Genomic DNA, 20,827 nt, shown 5'->3' with positions numbered 1-20,827 from the left:
CACCGGGCTCCCCCGGGCCGCCCGGCGTAGGGCCCAGAGCATGGCCGTGTCCACTCATAGCGCATTCCTGTCGCCAGAAGACCCCTGCGCTCTCGCACCCCTCACGCCTGTCCTCGGCCGCCGCTCCTAGCGCCGTGGCACAGGCCCGTACGATGCGCTACAGCGCGGCGCCGACCCGAGAGGACACACTCTGGACTACCACCTTCCGGTCCGGGGTCACCCGGCATGAAGTCACCCGCGAACAGATACAGCAGGCCGCGGCCCGCCTGGTCCCCGCGCACAGCGAGACGTTCAGCAAGAACCAGGCGTGGTTCGCCCTCGTCGGCGGCGGCCTGCACTACGTCACCGACCTGCTTGACGCGGCGACAGGACACCGACCCTCCAACGTGGAGACGGCTCGCCTCACCCTGGACACGCTTGGCTTCCCCGTGCTGTGCCTGGCGTACGGCAGTCTCCTCGCCGACGGGCACCCCGCCCATCGCGACTAACACCGGCCCCACGACGCAGGCCCGCAGAGCATCAGGGCTCGTTGCATCCGTCCCCGTCGGGGGCCGCCCGCCGGCCAGCAGATCAATCCCTCCGCCGCAGGTCCGGACGGGTATGCCCTCCACCGGACAACCATACGAGCAGTCGGAAAGCGGTGTCTCGGTTGCCCTGCCGCCTACTGGATGGCTGAGGGGGATGCGGAGGAGGCGTTCGGCTATTCCGTGGGCGGTGAGTTTCTTGTCTTCCTGGCTGAGTTCGAGGTGGGTGAGGAAGGAGTAGGCATCCTCCAGAGACGCGTACGGGTAGTCGGTGGAGAACATGATGCGATCGGTGCCGACGAGGCGTTGGACGGGGGCGAGCATCGAGGGCCGGGTCCAGCCCTCCGGGGGTGTAGTAGAAGGCTTCGCGCAGGTACTCCCGGACGGTGCGTTGCAGGCCGGTGAAGCCGGTGGGGACGGCGGTCTCGATCCCCGGGGAACATGCAGGGGACCACTTCTCCGTGGCGGCCGAGCATGATCTGCAGGTCCAATGCCGGTCGAAGACTCCGCCGAGGATCATGCGCAGCACGTGCGTGCCCGTCTCGTGGTGCCAACCCCACCCGGCCGAGACGAGGCTGGTGCCGGCGTCGGCTGAGAAGTTGCCCGTATAGGGAGCCCTAGGACCGGTATAGGGAACCTCTGGGACCGGTTTCGGCGGGAGCGTCGGGTGAAGGTAGAGCGGGACCTGGCGCTCGGCCGCCTTGGCGCGGAAGCGGGTGAATAATTCGTCGTCGAGGTAGTGGCCCTGAGAGTGGGGCAGAGCAGCCTACGCCCCATGTGCCCCTGCGTTCTGCCCCAAGCGGGCGAGGATCAGGTACTCGGCTTCCTCGAAGAGCCGTTGACGCCGCTCGCTTCGTCCACCTGCCGCAGTTCCCCGCGCAGCGCGAGCTCGGTGCGCAGGACCGTCACTCTGGGCACCGGCACCCTCTGGCCCGGCTTCTCCGTGAACGGCTGCAGTTCCGCCGCCAGGGTGTGCGCAGGGTCCGAGGTGCCACGCCGCAGCGAGAAGAATACCCGGGCAAGCCAGTCAGCAGGAATCTGCACCACCAAGTCGGTCATGCCGGGGCAACGATTCACGAACTCGCTCGTGACGGCCGACGGCCCACACGGCCCACGACGCCCACCACCTCGCCGCGCCTGCGGCAGGCGACCGGACTCCTACGTGTGCAGGAGGCTGTTGGTGCCCTCACGGTCCCCGGCGCTGTCGTCGTTGAACCAGTAGTCTCCGGCGGCCAGATAGCGGAAGGAGTGCGTGCCGCTGCTGGGCAGCGCCACGGTGACAGCCCGCTTGCCGTCTTTGCGGGGCACCAGGGCGTGGATGCCGGGCTGCCAGTCGTTGAAGTCTCCCACCACACTGACCGGCCCGGGCGGTGTATCGGCGGGAAGAACGAACGTGACCTCGGTACGGCCCTTGAGCAGCTTGCGTTCCAGCACATCGGCTCCCGCCGGTTGAAGGAGAAGACCCCGCGCCCGCAGGGCCGTCTCCTCGTCCCCCGGTCACATGACAGCTTCAAGGGCGAGGAGACGGCCTGCCGCAGCCGCCGTTCGGGACGACCGCAACCCTGGGGCAGACCCATCCCACCCCGTTCCGCACGCCGACACCACCCACAACACGGCCCGCGGCATCCTCCGCCACCCAACCGGACCAAGCCCCGCATCGAATCGGTGCACGAATCTGCCGGACAACCGACCCGAGTAAAGGCCCCGTCTGCCTACTGTGGCTGGTCGAGATAACTGTCATTTGGTCGCCGCGCCTGCCACAAGGGGGTGTGGCCACGGGGTTTGCGTGCAGAGAGTTTTCTTTCGATGCCGGGAAGCGCGGCGTCAAGCTGAAGGTGATCGGCTTCGAGATGTCGGCCGACAGCCCCATGATCGGCACGGTCTCCATGGCCCAGGGAGACGTTGACGACACCCCGCCGAGTCTGCTGGAGGTCCTCTCCGGCGCGCCCGCGAAGTTCTGCTACACGCTGTTCCTCAACTACAACCTGACGGTCGAGAAGCCGCCGGGCGGCGGACCGGCGGTGGTGCTCTCCAACGCCCAGACGGCAACCCTGATCTGCAACCTGCTCACCTGTGTTCCCGCCCCAAGGCTCGGTATACCAGCTCCAGAAGCCCCTCGACCTCGCTCCGGTGGGGACACCCAACCAGGTTGTTGCCCAACTGCTCCAGTTCCCCGTGACCTTCAGCGGCAGCTCATAGCCGCCGCGCACAAAGAAACTTCTGTTCAGCAGCGGTGAGGTCTGCCGATGTCCTCGCCGTAGGTGCCGAAGCGTGAGTATCCGAGCACGTCGGTCATCAGCCGCGCCAAGGTTTCGGCGACCGCCGGATCCGTTACCGGGCCACTCTCAGGCAGCGGGGAGTAGCCGAAGCCCGGCAGCGACGGCACCACGACGTCGAACGCATCGCCGCCGTGCGCCGCCGGATCGGTGAGGTGCGATACGAGCGGCAGCATCTGCTCGAACGAGTACGGCCACCCATGCGTTACCACCAGGGCCACCGGCTGCGCCGACCCCGCGTACGTGGGCGAAGTGCACGGTCTGCCCGTTCACGTCCGCGAGGTACTGCGGGAACGAGTTGGGCCAGCGCTCGCGTGCCCGCCAGCCGAATCCGTCTGCCCAGTAGCCGAGCAGCTCGCGAAGGCAGTCCGGGTCCGTTCCCGCGGCCCAGCGGTCGCCGGGAGTCCCTGTGGGCAGCCGGGTTCGCCCCAGTTGGATCTTGAGATCACCCGGCACGGTTTCGGGAACGTCGATGCTGAATGGCTTCATGATCAGCAGCATGACATCTGGGTCTGGCAGTCCCATGCGGTGGCCGTCTACCCGGCGGCGCACGGCGCAGCTTGATCCGCGCGACCATCTGCTCGTCCGCGGAGGCTGCGAACGGCGGTGGGCTCCCGGCCATCGGCCGGGAGCCTCGCGTGGTCATGCCGGTGGTCGGTCAGTGACCTGCGGTGAGTTCGCCGGTGAGCTTGCCGTGAAGGTCGGCGCTGGCGTCGTTCAGGCCGGTGATCTCGACGGTTTTGCCGCGCTGGGCGTACTTGGTCTCGATCGCGTCGAGCGCGGCGACGGAGGAGGCGTCCCAGATGTGGGCCGCGCTCAGGTCGATGACGATCCTCTTCGGGTCGCCCGTGTAGTCGAACTGGCCGACAAGGTCGTTGGAGGAGGCGAAGAACAACTCGCCGCTGACCCGGTAGACCACCGTCTTGTCGTCGGGGTCGGTGACGGCGGTGACTTCGGCGAGGTGGGCGACGCGCTTGGCGAAGATCACCATGGCGGTGACCGAGCCGACGACGACGCCGATGGCGAGGTTGTGGGTGGCGACCACGCAGACGACGGTGATCACCATGACGCTGATCTCCCCGACGGGCATCCGCTTGAGGGTCTTGGGGGCGATGGAGTGCCAGTCGAAGGTCGCGAAGGACACCATGATCATGACGGCGACGAGGGCGGCCATGGGGATGTCGGAGACGAGCGGGCCGAAGGCGATGCACAGGACCATCAGGAAGGCGCCGGCGAGGAACGTGGACAGGCGGGTGCGGGCGCCGGACACCTTCACGTTGATCATGGTCTGGCCGATCATGGCGCAGCCGCCCATGCCGCCGAAGAAGCCGGTGACGATGTTGGCGATGCCCTGACCGACGGACTCGCGGGTTTTGTTCGAGTGGGTGTCGGTGATCTCGTCGACCAGCTTGGCGGTCATCAGCGACTCCATCAGGCCGACCAGTGCCATCGCGAACGCGTACGGGGCAATGGCGGTCAGGGTGTCCAGGCTGAACGGCACGTCAGGCAGGCCCGGTACCGGCAGGGAGGACGGCAGCGCGCCCTTGTCGCCGACGGTCGGTACCGCGATGGCCGCGCCGACGGTGATGACGGTGAGGATGGCGATGGAGATCAGCGGGGCGGGGATCACGGTGGTGATCTTCGGGAAGAACACCATCAGGGCGAGGCCCCCGATGATCAGCGGGTACACGGCCCACGGCACGTCGGTCATCTCCGGGACCTGGGCCATGAAGATCAGGATGGCGAGGGAGTTGACGAAGCCGACCATCACCGAGCGGGGGATGAACCGCATCAGCTTCGCCACCCCGAGCGCACCCAGGACCACCTGGAAGACGCCGGCGAGGATCACGGCGGCGATCAGGTAGCCGAGGCCGTGCTCACGGTTGAGGGGTGCGATGACAAGGGCGACAGCGCCGGTGGCGGCGGAGATCATTGCCCGGCGGCCACCGACGATCGAAATCACCACGGCCATGGTGAAGGAGGCGAACAGGCCGATCGCCGGGTCGACACCGGCGATGATCGAGAACGAGATCGCCTCGGGAATCAGCGCCAGCGCGACCACGAGGCCGGCCAGGACCTCGGTGCGCCAGACCTTCGGATCGGACAGCCAGTCGGGCTTCAGGCCGCGCAGACGTGCGGCCGGGGAGACAGCGGAAGCAGCGGAAGGCAAGAGAGAGCAACCTGTCGTGCTCGGGCACCCCTACGGCAGGCCGGGGTGCACGGGAGGACGCGGTGGTGCCGGGCCGGCACACCGCGGACGGCTCCGTGAGCGCGGAGCCGGAAGATCGGAAAGGGACGAGCAGGCCCGCGCGACAGGGGGCCGGGGTTCACGTCCGGGGGCGAAGCGTCACGGCGGGCAGGCGGCAGCGTCGGGCGTCATGGACTCGCGCACGCTCTCTCCCGCGGCAATCGGGGCTTCGCCGGGGGCGTCATCGGCCCCGACACGGCAACGGTGGAGCAACGTCAATCCGCCCTCACCAAGCACAACTCTACCCTAACGTTAGAGTAGGGGGTGGCGGTGTCCGATCGGGCCCGCTCGGTGAGGACGAGAAGGGTCAGTGGATCACGGACGTGGACGGCAAGCACATGCAGATCGGCGAGGTCGCGGCGCGGACCGAGCTGTCCCTGCGCACGATCCGGCACTACGAGGAGACAGGCCTGGTCATCCCCTCGGCCCGCTCCCAGGGCGGCTTCCGTCTCTACACTGAGAACGACGTGCACCGACTCATGGTCATCCGGAGGATGAAGCCTCTCGGCTTCACTCTGGACCAGATGCGCGACCTGCTGCGGTCCACCGACCGCCTCGACGGCCATGACACGCTGGGCGCCGATGAGCGCGAAGCGCTGCTGGAGCGCGTGCGGACCTACGAACAGGCGGCCGCGGAGCAGGTCGAGAAGCTACGCGTCCAACTCTCCCGCGCCGAGGAATTCGCCGCAACGCTCCGAACCCGTCTCCACCAGAGCGCCAGGGCAGCAGCTCGGCGGGACTGATACACCCGGGTGGCCTGCTCTTCGGCCCGGGCAATGGCCCAGGCGGCGTTGGCCATGGCCATGTTCCACCGCGCGAATCCCGCCACCACTTGAGCGGAACGCCTGCTAGTCATGCCGGGCGGAGGCCATCCGGGGCATCACCGGCGTATGACCGGATACGGCCGGTCGGCCGACCGCGCGCTGCGTACAGGCCCCGCCGTTCCTAACCTGACTGAATGGCCATCAGTTCATACCTCCGCAGGCTCTTTTTCGGCGCGGCAGCCCTGGCGGCCGGTGCGGGCATCCTTCTCGCACCAGCCCTCGGCGGGACGGCCCGAGCAGATCCCGCGCCTCCGCGGCCCGCGGCTCTTCCCGTCCCATCCTTGCTGCACCAGCCGGGAACCCACGTTCGGGCACGCAAAGGAGCCCCCGACTTCCCCGACGGCATCTCCGCGCTGTCCTGGCTCGTGGCCGACGCCGGTACCGGCGAGGTACTCGCCGCCCACAACGCCCACCTGCCTCTGCCGCCTGCCAGCACCCTCAAGACCCTCTTCGCGCTTACGGCCCTTCCTGGTCTGCCCGGTACCCGCACTCACACCGTTACCGACGCCGAACTCGACAGGGTGGGCGAGGGCAGCAGCCTGGTCGGCCTCGACGCCGGCCGCACCTATCGGGTCGCAGACCTGTGGAGGGGCGTCTTCCTCAGCTCCGGCAACGACGCCGTCCACGTCCTGGCGGCCATGAACGGCGGTTGGGAGCAGACCGCGACCCGGATGCAGGTCAAGGCCCGCTCCCTGGGAGCGGGGGACACCCATGTCGTCTCCCCTGACGGATACGACGCCGACGGCCAAGTCTCCTCCGCCTACGACCTCGCCGTCTTCGGCCGTGCCGGCCTCGCGAACCCCGCCTTCGCCCGGTACGCGGCACAAGCCGACGCCCGGTTTCCCGGCGACACCAACAGCCACGGCAAACCCACGTGGACGTACGGCATCGAGAACACCAACCGGCTGCTCACGGGCGAAGACGGCGTCGATCGCTACCCCGGCATCATCGGCATCAAGAACGGCTACACCTCCAACGCCGGCCACACCCTCGTATCGGCTGCCCGCCGCGAGGGGCGCACCCTGCTGGTCACCGTGATGAACCCCCAGTACGGCGGTGGGTTCGCCGTCTACCAGGAGGCACGCGCCCTCCTCGACTGGGGCTTCGCCTCCGCAGGGCACCTCGACGCGGTCGGCACCCTCCAGCCCGCACCGGGATCCAAGCCCTCACGCGCAGCCCCCGTCCACCGGGCCGCCCCCGCCTCACACGCCACTCCCCGTACCACCCACGTATGGCTCGCTGCCCTCCTCTTCGCGGTCTGCGCTACCGGAGCCGTCCTGTACCGCCTCCGACACCGCATGCGGCATTCCCAGGCCGGGGCACCCACAGGGCGGGCGCCGCTCGCGGAGACGTCTGATGTCGGCGCACGCGCGGAAACCACCTCTGCCGGGAACTCTCGGGCGACTGACCGGTCGTGACCGGACCGAGGTTGGCGCCGGCGAGCCGGGGCCGACGGTTCAGGAGGGCCGTACTCGCGCGGTGGCGTTCCGGCGGGGCCGCTGCGGCCGAGTGGATGGGCGAGGCGGCCGCATGCAGAGAGACAGGGCGAGCTGCCCTAAGGACCGTCGCCGGAGAAGTACTCGGACGTCGCGCTCACCCACGAAGTGCCGGCAGGTCATCCGATCGAGGAGCTCGCGAAGGCGGCCGAACAGGCCTTGGTCTGGTGCTGGGCCGTCGTGGGAACGGGGCTGCTCGGGCATGCGGCTCGGTTCCGTCGTCCACGAGATGCCGCACCGGGCACACTGCCCGGTGGGCCTGATGTCCACGCCGATGGTCGGCAAGATACCCGGCCGGGGCCGCGTCAGTCAGAGGGATGACCGGACATGCGGTCGCCGGATTCCGCTTGCCGACCGTGATCGTTTGCGAAGGCGTCAAGAACCTGTCGGAACGTGCCTCGGGTGTGCAGAAAGTGCTGGTCCAGGATGTCGGCAAGGTCCTCCAGAGCGGTACGCAACACGACGCCGGCCAGCCGGACGTCAGGGTGCTGTGCTTCGGCGGCCTGGTGCGCGATGTCCACGGCGTACCCGATCTGGCGGGCGAGCGATGTGCGGTCGTCGCCGTGGTGGAAGTAGTAGCACTCCGCGTACTGGAGGAAGTCGACCGAGACGACCGCGAGCTCCGAGGCAAGGCCGTCCAGCAGGGCCGCACCGGCAGGAGAGTTGACCTGCTCTGCCGAGGGGCGGGTGCGCGACAGGTGGGAGAGGCGTAGCGCGAGCGCCCGGCGGCGGGCCAGGGCCGGATAGATGCCGAGGATCCAGGAGACCGTCGCCGTGAGGAGCGCGAAACCGACCAGGCCCTCCAAGGGTGCCACGACGCGCAGCCAGCCCTCGGCGGGTGCGATGTCGCCGAGGCCCAGCGTGGAGACGGTGACCAGGGAGATGTACACGGCGTCGAGGAGGGCGGCGTGCTCCGCCGGGCGGAGTCCGTTGGCGTACACGAATCCCGCTGGGACATGTGGCCAGTAGATCAGCGCCCAGCCGGCCACGAGCGTCAGGGCCCACAACGCGACAACGCTCACCATGGCGAGCGGACCTGTCAGTCCGGGAGCCCCGCGACGCGAACCCCGGACGGAAGAGAGGCGCCACAGCGCGGTCATGACCAGGCGGCTCAGTCCCCCATGGCGCGTCGGATGCCACAGGGTGTGAAACACGTCCCGCAGGATCAACAGCACCAGAGCCGTTCCGGCGAACGTCACGACCCACTCCATCTGGCACCTCCTCGCGTCGTGTCCGCTCTCAGCCTCCCGTAGATCCCGCCAGACGCATCGGAGCCCGCGCCGATCGTCCGAGCAGTGCCTGGCCGGCGCTGCCGAGCGGCTTGCGTGATCGGTGATCTTGTGTGCGGGGCGGGCGATTCATTCCTGGAACCAGGCGGCAGTGGACAGCTCTGGCCTGATGCCGCGCCGGGTGCGGGCGAGGACGATCGCGCTGGAGATGAGCCCGACGTGGCTGAGGCCCTGGGGGAAGTTACCCAGGAGCGATCCGTCACCTGGGGCGATCTCCTCCGAGAGCAGGCCGAGCGGGCTGGCATAGGAGCAGAGTTGTTCGAAAAGGATGTCGGCCTCCTCCGTCCGCCCCTGGCCGGCGAGGTTGTCCACCATCCAGAAGCTGCAGAGCAGGAACGCGCCTTCGGGTTCCTCGAGTCCGTCGGGGGTGGCGTCGGGCAGGTAGCGGAACAGCAGCCCCCCGCCCGCGTCGAGGCGCTCGGCGATCGCCTGCGTGGTCGCGGCCATGCGGGGATGGTCCGCGGGCAGGACCCGTCGCAGGGGCAGGGCGAGGAGGGAGGCGTCCAGACCGGCTCCGCCGCCCAGCTGCCCGGTTAGCGCGCCGGCCCGGTCGTCCCAGGCGTCGGTGAGGATCCGGTCGGTGAGGGCTGCCGCTTCCGCGCTCCAGCCTTTCGCGTCGCCCGGCAGGCCCAGCCGGCGTGCGAGCCGGGCGCCCCGGTCGAGGGCGACCTGGCACATCGCGGCGGAGTAGGTGAACGGCCGGGCCGGTGTGCGGACCTCCCAGATCCCGTGATCGGGCCGTCGCCATGCCGTCCGCGCCTCCTCGACCAGCGCCGCGAGCTGGCACCACAGGCCATCGGGGAGACGTCCGCCGGTGGCCGCCCACTGGAAAGCGCAGTCCAGGACCTCGCCGTAGACGTCGTGCTGCACCTGCCCGGCCGCCGCGTTGCCCCAGCGCACAGGAGCCGATCCGCGGTATCCCTCCAGGTAAGGGTCGATCACCTCGGCGGGGGGTGGCAGGCCGTCGAGGTCGTAGAGCACCAACGGCCGCTCCCCGCCCGCGAGGGCGGCCAGCACCCAGCTGAGGAACCCCTCCGCCTCGCTGCGCAGCCCGATGCGGCGCAATGCGAACACGGCGTAGGCCGCGTCGCGTACCCAGGCGTATCGGTAGTCCCAGTTCCGGGATCCGCCGATGTGCTCGGGCAGGGAGGATGTGGGGGCCGCGACGATGGCGCCGTTCTCGATGTGGTCCAGCAGCTTGAGCGTGATCGCGGACCGCAGCACCAGTTCCGGCCGGGGCACATCGGCCGGCACCTGGACGGCCCACCGCCGCCACGCCCGCATGGTCGACTCGATGCCCGCTTCCGCCTCGTGTACGTCCGAGGCGGGTCCGCCACCCCAGTCCAGGCACAGAGTGAACTCCTCACCCTGCCGCAGAGCCACTGTGGTGTCCAGGCAGGGCAGGGGGCGTGTCGAGGCGATCCGCACGGTGACACCCTGCTCAGGACAGGCCAGCTCCCAGCCGTGCGGGCCCCATCGGGCGGCCGCCGGGGAGCGTGGCTCGACCACGACCCGCAGGGCCACCCGCCCCGCGACCACCCGGGCCCGGCGGAGCAGCTGTCCCGTTCCGGCCCTGACGTCGTCCTCCAGACGGCAGCCCGGTCTCAGACGGAAGGCATCGGTGACCTCGACCGTGCCTTCGGGCCCTTCCAGCTCGGTCACCAGAACCCCGGTGGCCGGCTCGTAACGCTGGCGGGAGCGCCGTACCTCGACGGGCGCGAGGATCAGAGTTCCGCCCCGGCGCCGGTCGAGCACGGGGGCGAACAGCGGCGGGGAATCGAACCGGGGCACACACATGAAACCCACCGCGCCGTCCCGGCCGATCAGGGCGCAGCTCCGCCCGTCGCCCACCAGACCGTGATCGGCGATCGGCAGATACCCCTGACTCCTCCCGAGCGGGCGCCATACATCCATACCCCACTTGTACCGGGGCCCGCCGTCCCTCGCGCGGCGGCCGGTCCCCGCAGAGTCGGACCGACCGCCCCTCCCGCCGCCACGGCGCGAGGAAGAACGTCGTCCGTCGACGGCGCGAGGGCGGTACCGCATACGGACCTCCGCTTCCTCAACTCCGTGACGACCGGACCGGGAGGGTCCCACTGTGCGGGCACCGTGCGGCGGTCGGGGTGATGCGGGGTTCAGCGCTCGCCCGGGGCGCGTGTACCGGGGTTATCCGTGCCGTGCTGGTAGATGTCGGGCAGGCCGTCGGAGTCTTCGTCGAGGTCCTCCTCCTCCCACAGCCTGCGGTAGATGACGTTGCGGCGTTTGACCAGCAGCGCGGCCAGGCCGGCGGCGAGCAGTGAGCCGAGCAGGACGGAGGCCTTGATGTGTTCGGCGTCGACCGGGTCGGGGAAGGCGAGCTCGCCTATGAGCAGGGCGACGGTGAAACCGATACCGGCCAGTTCCGCGAGGGCGAGGACGTCGGCCCACGCAAGGTCGGGATTGAGCCGGGCCCGGGTGAAGCGCGCGGCCAGGTAGGTTCCGGCGAAGATTCCCACCGTCTTGCCGATGACTAGGCCCAGGACCACACCCAGCGGTTCCGGGCGGGTGAACACCTCGCCCAGCGTTGGGGCCGAGATACTCACTCCGGCAGCGAAGAGGGCGAACAGGGGGACGGCGATACCCGCCGATATCGGCCGCAGCAGATGCTCGGCCCGCTCACCCGGTGACGTCTTCTCACCCGCTTTCCGGTCGGGGGCGCAGCGCAGGATCAGGCCGATCGCGACTCCGGCCACGGTGGCGTGCACGCCACCGTTGTAGGTCAGTGCCCAGATGACGAGGCCCAGGGGCACGTACCACCACCAGCCGCGTACCCGGAATCGCTGCAGCAGGTAGAACACGACGAGTCCGGCGGCTGCTCCGCCGAGAGCTGCCGGATTGAGATCGCTGGTGAAGAACAGGGCGATGACCAGGATCGCCCCCAGGTCGTCGACGACGGCCAGGGTGAGCAGGAAGGCACGCATGGCCGAGGGCAGGTGGGTGTTGAGTACGGCCAGTACCGCCAGGGCGAAGGCGATGTCGGTGGCCATCGGCACCGCCCAGCCTTCAGCACTGCCGCCGCCGGCCGCGACCGTGGCCAGGTAGATCCCCGCGGGCACCGCCATGCCGCATACCGCGGCGACGATGGGCAGGGCCGCGGTGGCGGGGGGGGGCGCAGCTGCCCGGTGACCAGTTCGCGCTTGAGTTCGATGCCGGCGACCAAGAAGAAGATCGCGAGCAGTCCTTCGGAACTCCAGTGCTCGACCGACAGGTCCAGCCCGAGTGCGGGTATGCCGAAGTGGGCGTCGCGCAGTGCCTCGTAGCTGCCGCTCCATGGGCTGTTCGCCCAGGCCAGCGCGACCACGGCGGCAGCGAGCAGCACCAGCCCGCCGACCGTTTCCGTGCGCAGGGCGCGGGCCACCTGTACGCGCTCCGGCCAGGGCAGCAGCCCCAGGAAGACCGAGCGTTCACGGGGGTCAGCATCACGCATCAGGCGGAACCTCCGGCGCCTCCGGGCCTCTCGCAGCTGTCGGGACCGGCCACTGGCAGGCTAGGCAGGCGCTTTTGTGCACGAGTGGTCGGACCGCCTCGGAGTCGTATGTGTCCACGCCGACCGGGGCCTACCGCTCCGCGGCATCACGTGCACGCATCAGGTGCCTCTTCGAATAGGGGGTCGGAGGTCTGTGGGCACTGGGACTGCGCGGCGGCGGGCGGGGCGAGGCCGACTGGCCGTCCTGGGTTCTCATCGGGCGGCGTTCTCGTGAGGAGCACTGTGAGGACCAGGCCCAGCAGGGCCACCATGGCCAGCACTATGGCGGCGGTCTTCCGCCGGTTCCGCCGTGGCCGACCGTCGACGCACATCTGGGGGAACTGCTCGTTCAGCATGCTGATCCGGGTGGCGAGTTCCGGGTCGTCGCGTGCTAGGCATCGCTCCATCCTTGCGAGGGCGCGTTCTTCGTCCATCTCGGGTTCCACGTCCTCACCTGCCTCTTTGTGGGTCTGGCCGTCTGCGAGCGGATTCAGCGGGCTGCATGTCGGGAGTGCAGGCCGGTGCTGGGTCGACCGCTGGTTCACTTGCCGTCGAGGAGGCCGGGAGGGATGCCGGAGGTGCTGTCGGCCTCGGCGGCGTCGGCGAGGGCCTGAGCCGCGGCCTCCGCCGCTTGCGCCGCGTCGTCCGCGGCCGGGGCGGACTTGTCGTCCGAGGTGTTCTCGCGGGTGGCTGGCGACCGGGGCAACACCTCGCTGAACGCGCGGGAGACACCCTCGAGTGCGGAGGTGACCTCGCTGGGGATCACCCAGAAGGTGCTGCCCGGGCCCTGGGCGAGCTGGGGCAGCATCTGCAGGTACTGGTAGGCAAGCAGTTTGGGGTCGGGGTCGTTGCGGTGTACGGCCTGGAACACCTCGTCTATGGCCCGGGACTGTCCTTCGCCCTTGAGGATCGCGGCCGTGCGGTTGCCCTCTGCGCGGAGCACGGCACCCTGTTTGTCGCCTTCGGCGGTGAGGATCTGGGACTGGCGCTGTCCCTCGGCTCCGAGGATCGCGGCCCGCTTGTCCCGCTCGGCCCGCATCTGCTTCTCCATCGCGTCCTTGATGGACTGCGGCGGGTCGATGGCCTTGATCTCCACCCGGTTGACCCTCAGGCCCCATTTTCCGGTGGCCTCGTCCAAGACCCCGCGGAGCTGATTGTTGATGGTGTCGCGCGAGGTCAGAGCCTTCTCCAGGTCCATCGACCCGACCACGTTGCGCAACGTGGTGACGGTCAGCTGCTCGACCGCCTGCAGAAAGTTGGCTATCTCGTAGGCGGCTGCCCGAGGATCGGTGACCTGGAAGTACAGGACGGTGTCGATCTCCACGACCAGGTTGTCCTCCGTGATCACCGGCTGAGGCTGGAAGGAGACGACCTGCTCGCGCAGGTCGATCTGCGGATAGACACGGTCGATGTAGGGGATGACCACATTGAGGCCGGGATTCAGAGTGCGATGGTAGCGGCCGAGCCGCTCGACATTGCGTGCGCGGGCCTGAGGCACGATACGCACCGCCCGCACCACGGTGAAGACCGCGAAGAGCGCGAGAATCAGACCGGCGACGAAGAGCGCCGAAACATCCATGGTTCACCCCTGCGGGTAGACGAGTGCGGTGGCCCCGCTGATCTCTACGACATCGACGGTCGTGCCAGGAGGGATCACCAGGGCCTCGTCATAGGCGCGGGCCGTCCATTCCTCACCGCCGATACGGACCCGCCCGCCCGCCCCCGTCACCTCCGCGACGACATAGGCGCTCCGGCCCACCAGCGCGTCCACGCCGAACCGCTCCACCTGAGGCCGGAGCATGCGGCGCAGCATCATGGGCCGGACGACAAGCACGCCGCCCGCGGCGGTGATGGTGAACACCAGGAACTGCAACGGCATCGGCAGCCCGAGCGCCGCGGACCCCGCCGTGATCAACGCGGCCACGCCCAGCAGGCCCAGCGCCGCGGTCAGAGTGAAGATCTCCGCCACAGCCAGCACCCCGGCGACGATCAACCAGATCAGCCACAGCTCCATGGCGCCTCCTGCCCCACGCGGGTGCGCGAACGGCTGGGTGACACTCCCCCTCAGTCATCGGCGCAAAGCCCACACTCACCTTCGAGTATCCGCCAAATCGGGCCTATCTGCCGCGTGGCGCATCGGAAGGAATGAGGGCCGTCATTCAGTAAGGGGAAATGGTGCGCCCAGGCGACGGTTGCCAGGGGCTCGGCGATGGTCACGGCGACGCCGTTACGGCCTTTGGCCTGCCTGAACAGCATTCCTTCTGCCTTCGAGGTCGCAAGGGCACCGACCGCCCCCGCCTCGCAAACCGTTGCCCTGCGGGCCGGGGGCCGCTCCCCTACGCCGGGCGCAGTGCGCCGAAGGCCTCGCCCGCCAGTGCGGGCAGGTCGAGGACGCCCTCGCTCTCGACCCAGGCCGCGAGGGCGCTGGTCATCGCGGCAAGACCGGCAGCCGCGACGACACGGGTGGCGAGCTCGCTCTCGGCGGGAGAGCGAGAGCGCAGTGCCCGCGCGAGGAGCTGCTGGGTGGCGTACTGGTTGTCCCAGGTCCTGGCTCGCAGGGCAGGCGTCTCGAAGATCAGACGGGTACGGACCAGCAGAGCCTCGCGGTCGGCTGCGTGGACTGCCTCCAGGCCGTGGACCAGGGCGTTGCGCAAGGCGGTGAGGCTGTCCTCATGCCGCGGCCGCTCCTCGATGAGGCGGGCGATGAGCGGATCGTAGTCGTCGGACTCGACCACCGCCTCCTTCGTCGGAAAGTGACGGAAGAAGGTCATGTGAGAGACCCCGGCCGCGGCCGCGATCTCCTCGACGGTCGTGTTCTGGTACCCCTGGGCCAGGAAGAGCCGCAGCGCCTGCTCCTGGATCGTGCGGCGGGTGTGGGCCTTTTTGCGCTCGCGCAGTCCGGGGTTCGGTTCGGGGTGGGACGTCATGGACCTGCTGCCTCCGGAGCACCTGCCGTGTTCACTGCCTGCTGTTGTCGAGTATGCGTGTGAGCGCCTCGTCGAGGTCCGCAGGGGAGGTTCCCCGCCACGCGAGATGACCGTCGGGCCGCACCAGGGCCGCGGTCCCTCCACTGACGGCGGAAACCCGGAGGGTGGCGACGGATCCCGCGCCGAGGTGCCGGCCCGCGATCGCCTCCCAGCCCCCGGGCGCCCCTCCCACGGGGACCAGCAGGCCCCAGTGGGCGGGCAGATGCGCGTACAGCCGTGTGACCGTGCCGTCCCTGCCGGTGCCGGCGAGGTCCGGGACCCGGTCTCCCGGCCGACTGCCACGGCCGTACGGGAGGCCGCCGCCGAGGGGTCCTCTCCGGTAGGTCAGGGTCAGCTGCGAGGACTTCTCCCACACGAGCCGTTGCACGAGAGGCCGGTTGAGGAGCGGGACGAAGATCTGGTCGCGCAGCATCCGCGCCCACCGGGTCTGGCCCAGGATCATGCCGGTCATGGCACTGGTGGACTTCAACACCTCCGCCGCCACCGGCCTGCGCTCCGCCTCGTAGGTGTCGAGCAGCCCTCCTCCGGCACGGCCGGCGGCGACCAGGGCGAGCTTCCAGGCCAGGTTCTCGGCGTCACCGAGGCCGGTGTTCATCCCTTGTCCGCCGAACGGGCTGTGGATGTGCGCGGCGTCGCCCGCGAGCAGGATCCGGTCCTGCCGGTACGTGGCGGCCAGGCGGCGCTGGATCCTGAACGTGGAGGTCCAGTGGGCGGCGCGGACGGCCGAGGAGGGGATGCCCGCCTCCTGGACGAGCAGGTCGCGCAGCACGGCCAGTGGTTCGTCACCGACTCCGACGCCGGCGGGGGCAGGGGCCATCAGCCGCCAGAGGTCCTCGCCGGGAAGCGGGAAGGCCCCGAACATCCGGTCGCCGCGCAACCACACGGCCACGCTGTCCCTGGGCAGAGGCAGCCCGGCGGTCACATCCGCCAGGAAGAACCGCTCGACCAGGGGCACCCCCGGGAAGGAGATGCCGGCCGCCTTGCGGACGCGGCTGTGCGCGCCGTCACAGCCCACCAGCCAGTCGGTCCGCGCCTCGCCGTCCGCGAGGCGGAGTACGACCTGCGCCCCTTCCTGGCTGGCATCGAGCAGTTCGCTGCCCCACTCGACCTCGACTCCGAGGGTTTGGAGACGCGCGCGGAGCCGGGCCTCCACGTCTGCCTGTGACATGAGCAGACCGGGCCGTGTCACCAGCTTCGTCGGCTCTCCCACTCGGAGCCGGGCGAGAGGCTTCCCATCGACATGAGTCAGGACCTGCCCGATCCGCACCGACCGGTCGGGCAGGTCCCCGAGGGCCCCCAGCCGGTCGAGTACCTCGGCTCCGCGAGGCTGCAGGCCCAGAGCCCGTGATGTCGCAGCAGGCCCGGGCGCCCGGTCCAGGACCCGTACGGCGATGCCTGCCAGCCGCAGCCCGCACGCCGCCGCGAGGCCGGTCGGACCGGCTCCCACCACCACAACCGCCTGACGGTTCACCCTTCAAGCCTCTCGTTAGTCACTAACATTAGTTAGAGCCTAACCTCAAGAGCCGGGGTCGTACAGGCCTGTGGGCGGCCGATCGACCGACAGCGCCGGTACGGCATCAGGAGCACGAGAAGACTGCCGAGATTGGGCAATGCGCACAGGCCGGCCGGACCGGAAGAATCCGGCCGAAGGGCTTCGGAGGAGCTGCGGTGTCGGCCGAGAAGGGACAACGCATGGCCAAACCCGTGCACGCTGCGATCGGAACCACCTGGATCCGCTGCCTGATCTGCCAGGGTGACGAGTTCCGGAAGCGGGAGGTCAAGCTCAACAGCTTCGGCTTGGAGTTCCTCAAACTGGCCTGGGCCGACGAATCGGCGACCGGCCTCATCTGCTGGCGATGCGGCCACGTTCACCTGTTCGTGAACCGTGACATACAGCTGCACCGCATCAAAAAGCGGTGAGAACCTGCTTGATCCGCGCGATCGCTCGCAGGTTCAGGGCCGAGACATGACCACCTGCTCAGGGCCACAGCCGATACGCTCGGACTCCGCCTCGATGTAAGCGGGCATCAGCGCGCGGAGCAGAGTGAAACCGACCTTCTCCGCCCTGTCCTTCTGTTCGAAGACGTAGATCACGGCTCCGGTCTGGCATTGCGCCCTGTACACCGCCCGTGTCTCGCTGAAGGATCCGTATCCGCTGGACCCCTTGATGCTGGAGCCTCCCTTCAGTACGTCCTGGGAGAAGACGTCCGCCAAGGTCGGGTCGACGACGGTCGTCATCCGGACTACGGCCCTGGGAATGTCTCCGGCCGCCTCGCAGACGCGGGCAGGCGCGCCCTCCCCACTGATCCGGGTACGTGCGAGCCCGCCTCGGTATTCCGTCGGGAGGCTGAGGCCCTTCATCCCGCAGAACAATTCCGGCTGCATGCTCTGCCAGGCGGCAGGGGCCCTCGTCGGGTGGGGTGCGGGGTAAGCACCGGAGCAGCCCAGGTCGCGTGTGACGCCGTTGGTCGCGTCCACCACCGCGCGGGCCAGCGCGGCGCGGTCCTCCTGCTCGTACTCGGATTCGATGTCGAGACCGGCGGAGCCCATGGCTACGTCGACCACGACCGGTCCTTCGAACTGACCGGGCCTTCCGGTGCAGGACTGGGGAACCGGCAGCCACGCTCGGGACGAGGAGACCATGCCGGGCAGCCCGTCTCCCAGAGCCACCATGCCGGCGGCCAGAAACTCCTCGGGCCACTGGCGTGCGTCGCTGCCGTAGAAGCCGTCCAGTCGGTGTACCCGTACGGTCAGCTGCCTCCTGGCCTCGTCGCCCTTGTAACTGGTGATGCGGCATTGGCCGTAGGCCAGGCCACGCCCCCTCGGATCGGGACGCAGCTTCTGCTCCTCGACCTCGGTCCGGCGGTCACCGAAAAGATCCGTCATCGTCGAGTCGCTCATGGAGTCCCAGCACGGTGCGGGACCGAGCAGGGGCAGGGTGCCCGTTCTCCAGCCGACCGCACCGGCCCCGAGCAGAGCACCGACGGCAAGGCCTACAACGGCGGTGCGCACCGTTCTCTTCCGCATCACCCTGCGCAGCAGCGAGGGGCGGGCGGTGCCGGGAACGGGAACGGGAACGGGAACGGAACATTGATCCTGGCCAGGGACGCAGGCGCCCGGCTGCTGCGGCAGACGGGCCTGGGCCTCCTCTGCCGCGGCGGCCACGGCCTGTTCCACCTGCTCTTCGCCGTCTGCCACCGACTTGTCTTCGGGTCCGGAGCCGCTCTTGTACGTACTCACGTGGCCTCCCCGACCTTGCACCCGATGCGCTTGCTGACGGACTCGACGAACTTCACGAACATCTGCCGGTCATCCGGGCGGCGCAAGACCTTGAGCCCCGGCTCGACATTTCCGTAGAAGACCGTCGGTCGCCCGTCACACGTGGCACGTACGAGTCCCTCACCCACGCCCTCGGGAAGCCCGTCGAAGAGTGCGACGATGCGCGGTTCGGCCGCCATCACGAACTGCGCGGCCGGCTCGTCGGGTACCCCGCGCGCACGCCACACCACGGAGCACGTCTGGAGCCGCTGACCCACCGCCCCCACCTGCTGCTGATAGGCCGAGCCCTTGCCGAACTCGAAGGTCAGCCCCGGTATCCGACACAGCGTGCCGGCGGCCGGCTCGTCCTTCTCGGCCGTGACCGCCAGCGGCGATGTCAGGCGCAGCGGCTTGCCCGGAGTGCATCCGGCCTTCGTCATGGTGGCCTCGGCCGCGGCTACCAGCATCCGGGCGACGTCCATCCTGCTGCCGATGGAGAAGGGCATGGCCTTCTTGCCCAGGTGGCCGTCTCCCCAGCTCTCGCTCCTGATCGTCACCACGGACGGCCTGCCGTCGGCATCGCAGGAGTCGGGGAGGACGAGCATCGCCCGGTCGTCCGCGACCAGTCCGTTCAGGCCGTCGGGCAACGGCGAGGCCGAACCGTCGAAGAAGTGGGCCATCCACGCACGGCGCTCCTCGGCACCGGCCGGGACGGGCCGGTATTCCAGGACGACGCGCTCGTCGAAGGTGAGCGGGTGCGTCGAGTCGGCATCGGCTACCGAGGAGGCGACCGCGAGTGTGCAGGTGGCGTTCGCTCTGACGGGCGATGGCGGCGGCGACTCCTCGCTCCGGCGCTCGGAGCCGGATTTGGCCAACGCCTCCTCACCGAGGAAGGACGGGCCGCTGTCCTCCTCCCACGCTCCCCAGCAGTATCTCGACGGGAAGGGCCAACTACCGCTCGCGTTCAGCCCGTACAGACCGGCACCGAACGCGAAGATGGCGCCGACCGTCACCACGGCGACGGCACTCCTTCGTCTCCTGTTCCCGACAGCCATCTCATCCCCCCTTGTACAGAGTGCAGAACAAATCGAACCCACCGATGCGGGCGCCGGCCCGCCCCGCCTGCTCGGACACCTCGACCGGCGCGCGAAGCCTGGGGAGAGCCGAGCTCCGGAGCCGGCTCCCCCTCTCCGAGACCTTCGGGTTCATCGCGGGGCGGACGTCCTCGCCATCACACGGGCTCCCCTGCCCTCCGCCTCGGGCGGTGCCGGGGCAAGGAGGAGGCAAGGCCGAGTACCAGGGCGCCCGCCACAGCCAGTCCCCCACCGACCGCCGTGCACATCAGGGTCGTATCCGGAGAGGCACCGGCCAGGCGCGGAATCGCGTTGACCGGCCCGAGCGCGTAGATCAGCAGGAGGGCTACGCCGCGCGGCCTGACCGGCGCCAGTCGCCCACGCCAGCGGCGGGGCACCCGGTCGGCCAGCATCGCGAGAGCCGCCGGCAGCAGGGTGAGGGAGAAGAGGGCAAGGCCGATCCACTGCCACTTCATGACGCGTGTTCCTTCCGGGACGAACCGGCGCCCAGCCTCGCCGGCCGTGCCTGCGGTACGCGCGACGGGACCGGTGACTGTTCCCACTCGGATCTTGACGCGCTTTTTGGACTTTAACGCGTGCCGCGATTGCCCGACCAGGGACGATCCAGTCCGTGAGCCGACGGAAACATTGCCGGAGCCCGGCAACACAAGGTCTGGCGTCGAGGCCGGAGTCCCGTCCCGCTACCGCGGCTGTGCATCGCGGACGCCGCACGCCCACTCGGCCCAGGTCCGGGTCGAGTCCTGGTCCCGGACGGGCTCAAGCCGACGGTGGAGGTGGCCCACGGCGAATAGCGCCGCACCCGGACCGGTCCGGGTGCGGCGGCTCACGAAGTGCAGCCGACCGCCTTCTGGGCGGCCGGGAAGTACGCGGCCATGACGCGGGTCAGGGCCGCCCTGCGCCCGGCCACGTCAGAGGTCTCGCTGGGTGGATAGATCTCGACGACGAATTGGCTGGGCTTGCCCTCGTACACGCATCGTTCGACGGCGACGGCCATGGAGTCGGCCACGCGTGCATCGCCGCCCACGTCGATCCGCACTGGGTTTCCGGAGCTATTCAGACGCTGTTCGATGACGCCGCCCATGACGTCTTCATCCGCCGTGGTCACGTCAGCTTTCACGGTCAGGACGGTCTTCTTGTCCACGGTCAGTTCACAGCGCGGAGCATGCGGCCTGGACGCGTACGTCGACTGGTCGAGCTGGTCTCCCGGCGGGAGCAGCGGCTCGAGCAGGGCCGAGTCGACGGCCACTCCGCACATGTCGCCGGGCAGCGCGTACCCTCTGCTCTGCGTACAACCAGCCGAAAGCATCAACAGCGCAGCCACTGATG

20 protein-coding genes and 3 pseudogenes are annotated in these 20,827 nt (G+C 69.4%); 5 read left to right on the top strand and 18 right to left on the bottom strand.

The window, feature by feature from the left end; all coding sequences use genetic code 11:
* Nucleotides 1–134 precede the first annotated feature (134 nt).
* Complete coding sequence (locus ACIA8F_RS19525) at nt 135–488, top strand: hypothetical protein (protein WP_399380228.1); 354 nt, start codon at nt 135–137, stop codon at nt 486–488.
* A 204-nt stretch (nt 489–692) separates the two neighbouring features.
* On the opposite strand, the pseudogene ACIA8F_RS19520 reads toward ACIA8F_RS19525, so the two are convergent.
* The 3 genes and pseudogenes from ACIA8F_RS19520 to ACIA8F_RS19510 form a co-directional block, all read right to left on the bottom strand.
* Nucleotides 693–848: pseudogene (locus ACIA8F_RS19520) on the bottom strand (hypothetical protein); the annotation flags it as partial.
* Between the two features lie 486 nt (nt 849–1,334).
* Nucleotides 1,335–1,583 carry a hypothetical protein gene (locus ACIA8F_RS19515; protein WP_399380226.1) on the bottom strand — a complete coding sequence of 83 codons (249 nt, stop codon included), beginning with the start codon at nt 1,581–1,583 and terminating at the stop codon, nt 1,335–1,337.
* Nucleotides 1,584–1,682: 99 nt separating this feature from the next.
* Nucleotides 1,683–1,958: an isoamylase early set domain-containing protein gene (locus ACIA8F_RS19510; RefSeq protein WP_399380225.1), complete on the bottom strand. Its 276-nt coding sequence runs from the start codon at nt 1,956–1,958 to the stop codon at nt 1,683–1,685.
* A gap of 335 nt (nt 1,959–2,293) precedes the next feature.
* Here ACIA8F_RS19510 and ACIA8F_RS19505 point away from each other — a divergent pair, with 335 nt between their 5' ends.
* A complete protein-coding gene (locus tag ACIA8F_RS19505; RefSeq protein WP_399380223.1) occupies nt 2,294–2,761 on the top strand; it encodes a hypothetical protein in 468 nt (155 codons plus the stop codon).
* On the opposite strand, the gene ACIA8F_RS19500 is transcribed toward ACIA8F_RS19505, so the two are convergent.
* The 3 genes and pseudogenes from ACIA8F_RS19500 to ACIA8F_RS19490 all read right to left on the bottom strand — a co-directional run bounded on the left by ACIA8F_RS19500 (nt 2,749) and on the right by ACIA8F_RS19490 (nt 4,970).
* Complete coding sequence (locus ACIA8F_RS19500; protein ID WP_399380222.1) at nt 2,749–3,021, bottom strand: alpha/beta fold hydrolase; 273 nt, start codon at nt 3,019–3,021, stop codon at nt 2,749–2,751. The genes ACIA8F_RS19505 and ACIA8F_RS19500 overlap by 13 nt on opposite strands.
* Before the next feature lie 25 nt (nt 3,022–3,046).
* A pseudogene (locus tag ACIA8F_RS19495) lies at nt 3,047–3,289 on the bottom strand (epoxide hydrolase N-terminal domain-containing protein); the annotation flags it as partial.
* A gap of 169 nt (nt 3,290–3,458) precedes the next feature.
* On the bottom strand, nt 3,459–4,970 hold the full coding sequence (locus tag ACIA8F_RS19490; RefSeq protein WP_399380221.1) for a SulP family inorganic anion transporter: 1,512 nt from the start codon (nt 4,968–4,970) through the stop codon (nt 3,459–3,461).
* A 401-nt stretch (nt 4,971–5,371) separates the two neighbouring features.
* On the opposite strand from ACIA8F_RS19490, the gene ACIA8F_RS19485 reads away from it, so the two are divergent.
* Nucleotides 5,372–5,791 (top strand): MerR family transcriptional regulator, encoded by a 420-nt coding sequence (locus ACIA8F_RS19485; protein ID WP_399380219.1) that lies wholly within the window; start codon nt 5,372–5,374, stop codon nt 5,789–5,791.
* Between the two features lie 215 nt (nt 5,792–6,006).
* Nucleotides 6,007–7,290 (top strand): D-alanyl-D-alanine carboxypeptidase family protein, encoded by a 1,284-nt coding sequence (locus tag ACIA8F_RS19480; protein WP_399380218.1) that lies wholly within the window; start codon nt 6,007–6,009, stop codon nt 7,288–7,290.
* A gap of 383 nt (nt 7,291–7,673) precedes the next feature.
* Here the strand turns inward: ACIA8F_RS19480 and ACIA8F_RS19475 are convergent, their stop codons facing one another.
* From ACIA8F_RS19475 to ACIA8F_RS19440, 8 genes and pseudogenes are all read right to left on the bottom strand, one after another.
* Nucleotides 7,674–8,579, bottom strand: coding sequence for a potassium channel family protein (locus tag ACIA8F_RS19475; protein ID WP_399380217.1), 906 nt, complete (start codon nt 8,577–8,579; stop codon nt 7,674–7,676).
* A gap of 147 nt (nt 8,580–8,726) precedes the next feature.
* A complete protein-coding gene (locus tag ACIA8F_RS19470; RefSeq protein WP_399380216.1) occupies nt 8,727–10,571 on the bottom strand; it encodes a glycoside hydrolase family 15 protein in 1,845 nt (614 codons plus the stop codon).
* Nucleotides 10,572–10,792: 221 nt separating this feature from the next.
* Nucleotides 10,793–12,123 (bottom strand): annotated as a pseudogene (nhaA, locus tag ACIA8F_RS19465) (Na+/H+ antiporter NhaA).
* Nucleotides 12,124–12,269: 146 nt separating this feature from the next.
* A complete protein-coding gene (locus ACIA8F_RS19460) occupies nt 12,270–12,596 on the bottom strand; it encodes a DUF3040 domain-containing protein (protein ID WP_399380214.1) in 327 nt (108 codons plus the stop codon).
* A 107-nt stretch (nt 12,597–12,703) separates the two neighbouring features.
* On the bottom strand, nt 12,704–13,741 hold the full coding sequence (locus ACIA8F_RS19455; RefSeq protein ID WP_399380212.1) for an SPFH domain-containing protein: 1,038 nt from the start codon (nt 13,739–13,741) through the stop codon (nt 12,704–12,706).
* A 3-nt stretch (nt 13,742–13,744) separates the two neighbouring features.
* On the bottom strand, nt 13,745–14,176 hold the full coding sequence (locus tag ACIA8F_RS19450) for an NfeD family protein (protein ID WP_399380210.1): 432 nt from the start codon (nt 14,174–14,176) through the stop codon (nt 13,745–13,747).
* A gap of 322 nt (nt 14,177–14,498) precedes the next feature.
* Entirely contained in the window at nt 14,499–15,089 is a 591-nt protein-coding gene (locus ACIA8F_RS19445) for a TetR/AcrR family transcriptional regulator (RefSeq protein WP_399380208.1), read from the bottom strand.
* A gap of 31 nt (nt 15,090–15,120) precedes the next feature.
* The gene (locus ACIA8F_RS19440; protein ID WP_399380385.1) at nt 15,121–16,596 is read right to left on the bottom strand and encodes an FAD-dependent monooxygenase; all 1,476 of its coding nucleotides are present in this window, start codon (nt 16,594–16,596) and stop codon (nt 15,121–15,123) included.
* A gap of 221 nt (nt 16,597–16,817) precedes the next feature.
* Here ACIA8F_RS19440 and ACIA8F_RS19435 point away from each other — a divergent pair, with 221 nt between their 5' ends.
* Nucleotides 16,818–17,069: a hypothetical protein gene (locus ACIA8F_RS19435; protein WP_399380207.1), complete on the top strand. Its 252-nt coding sequence runs from the start codon at nt 16,818–16,820 to the stop codon at nt 17,067–17,069.
* A gap of 33 nt (nt 17,070–17,102) precedes the next feature.
* Here the strand turns inward: ACIA8F_RS19435 and ACIA8F_RS19430 are convergent, their stop codons facing one another.
* The 4 genes from ACIA8F_RS19430 to ACIA8F_RS19415 all read right to left on the bottom strand — a co-directional run bounded on the left by ACIA8F_RS19430 (nt 17,103) and on the right by ACIA8F_RS19415 (nt 20,822).
* Nucleotides 17,103–18,389 carry a hypothetical protein gene (locus tag ACIA8F_RS19430; protein WP_399380206.1) on the bottom strand — a complete coding sequence of 429 codons (1,287 nt, stop codon included), beginning with the start codon at nt 18,387–18,389 and terminating at the stop codon, nt 17,103–17,105.
* Nucleotides 18,386–19,462, bottom strand: a complete 1,077-nt coding sequence (locus ACIA8F_RS19425) for a hypothetical protein (RefSeq protein WP_399380205.1) — start codon at nt 19,460–19,462, stop codon at nt 18,386–18,388. Before ACIA8F_RS19425 ends, ACIA8F_RS19430 begins: the two co-directional genes overlap by 4 nt.
* A 176-nt stretch (nt 19,463–19,638) precedes the next feature.
* Entirely contained in the window at nt 19,639–19,956 is a 318-nt protein-coding gene (locus tag ACIA8F_RS19420; protein WP_399380204.1) for a hypothetical protein, read from the bottom strand.
* Nucleotides 19,957–20,324: 368 nt separating this feature from the next.
* Complete coding sequence (locus tag ACIA8F_RS19415; RefSeq protein ID WP_399380202.1) at nt 20,325–20,822, bottom strand: hypothetical protein; 498 nt, start codon at nt 20,820–20,822, stop codon at nt 20,325–20,327.
* Nucleotides 20,823–20,827: the final 5 nt, after the last annotated feature.

The sequence above is a fragment of the Streptomyces sp. NPDC051563 genome, from assembly GCF_044454225.1.
Lineage (GTDB): Bacteria > Actinomycetota > Actinomycetes > Streptomycetales > Streptomycetaceae > Streptomyces.
The sequence above is the reverse complement of the archived record's forward strand: the minus strand, read 5'-3'. Positions and strand labels throughout refer to the sequence as shown.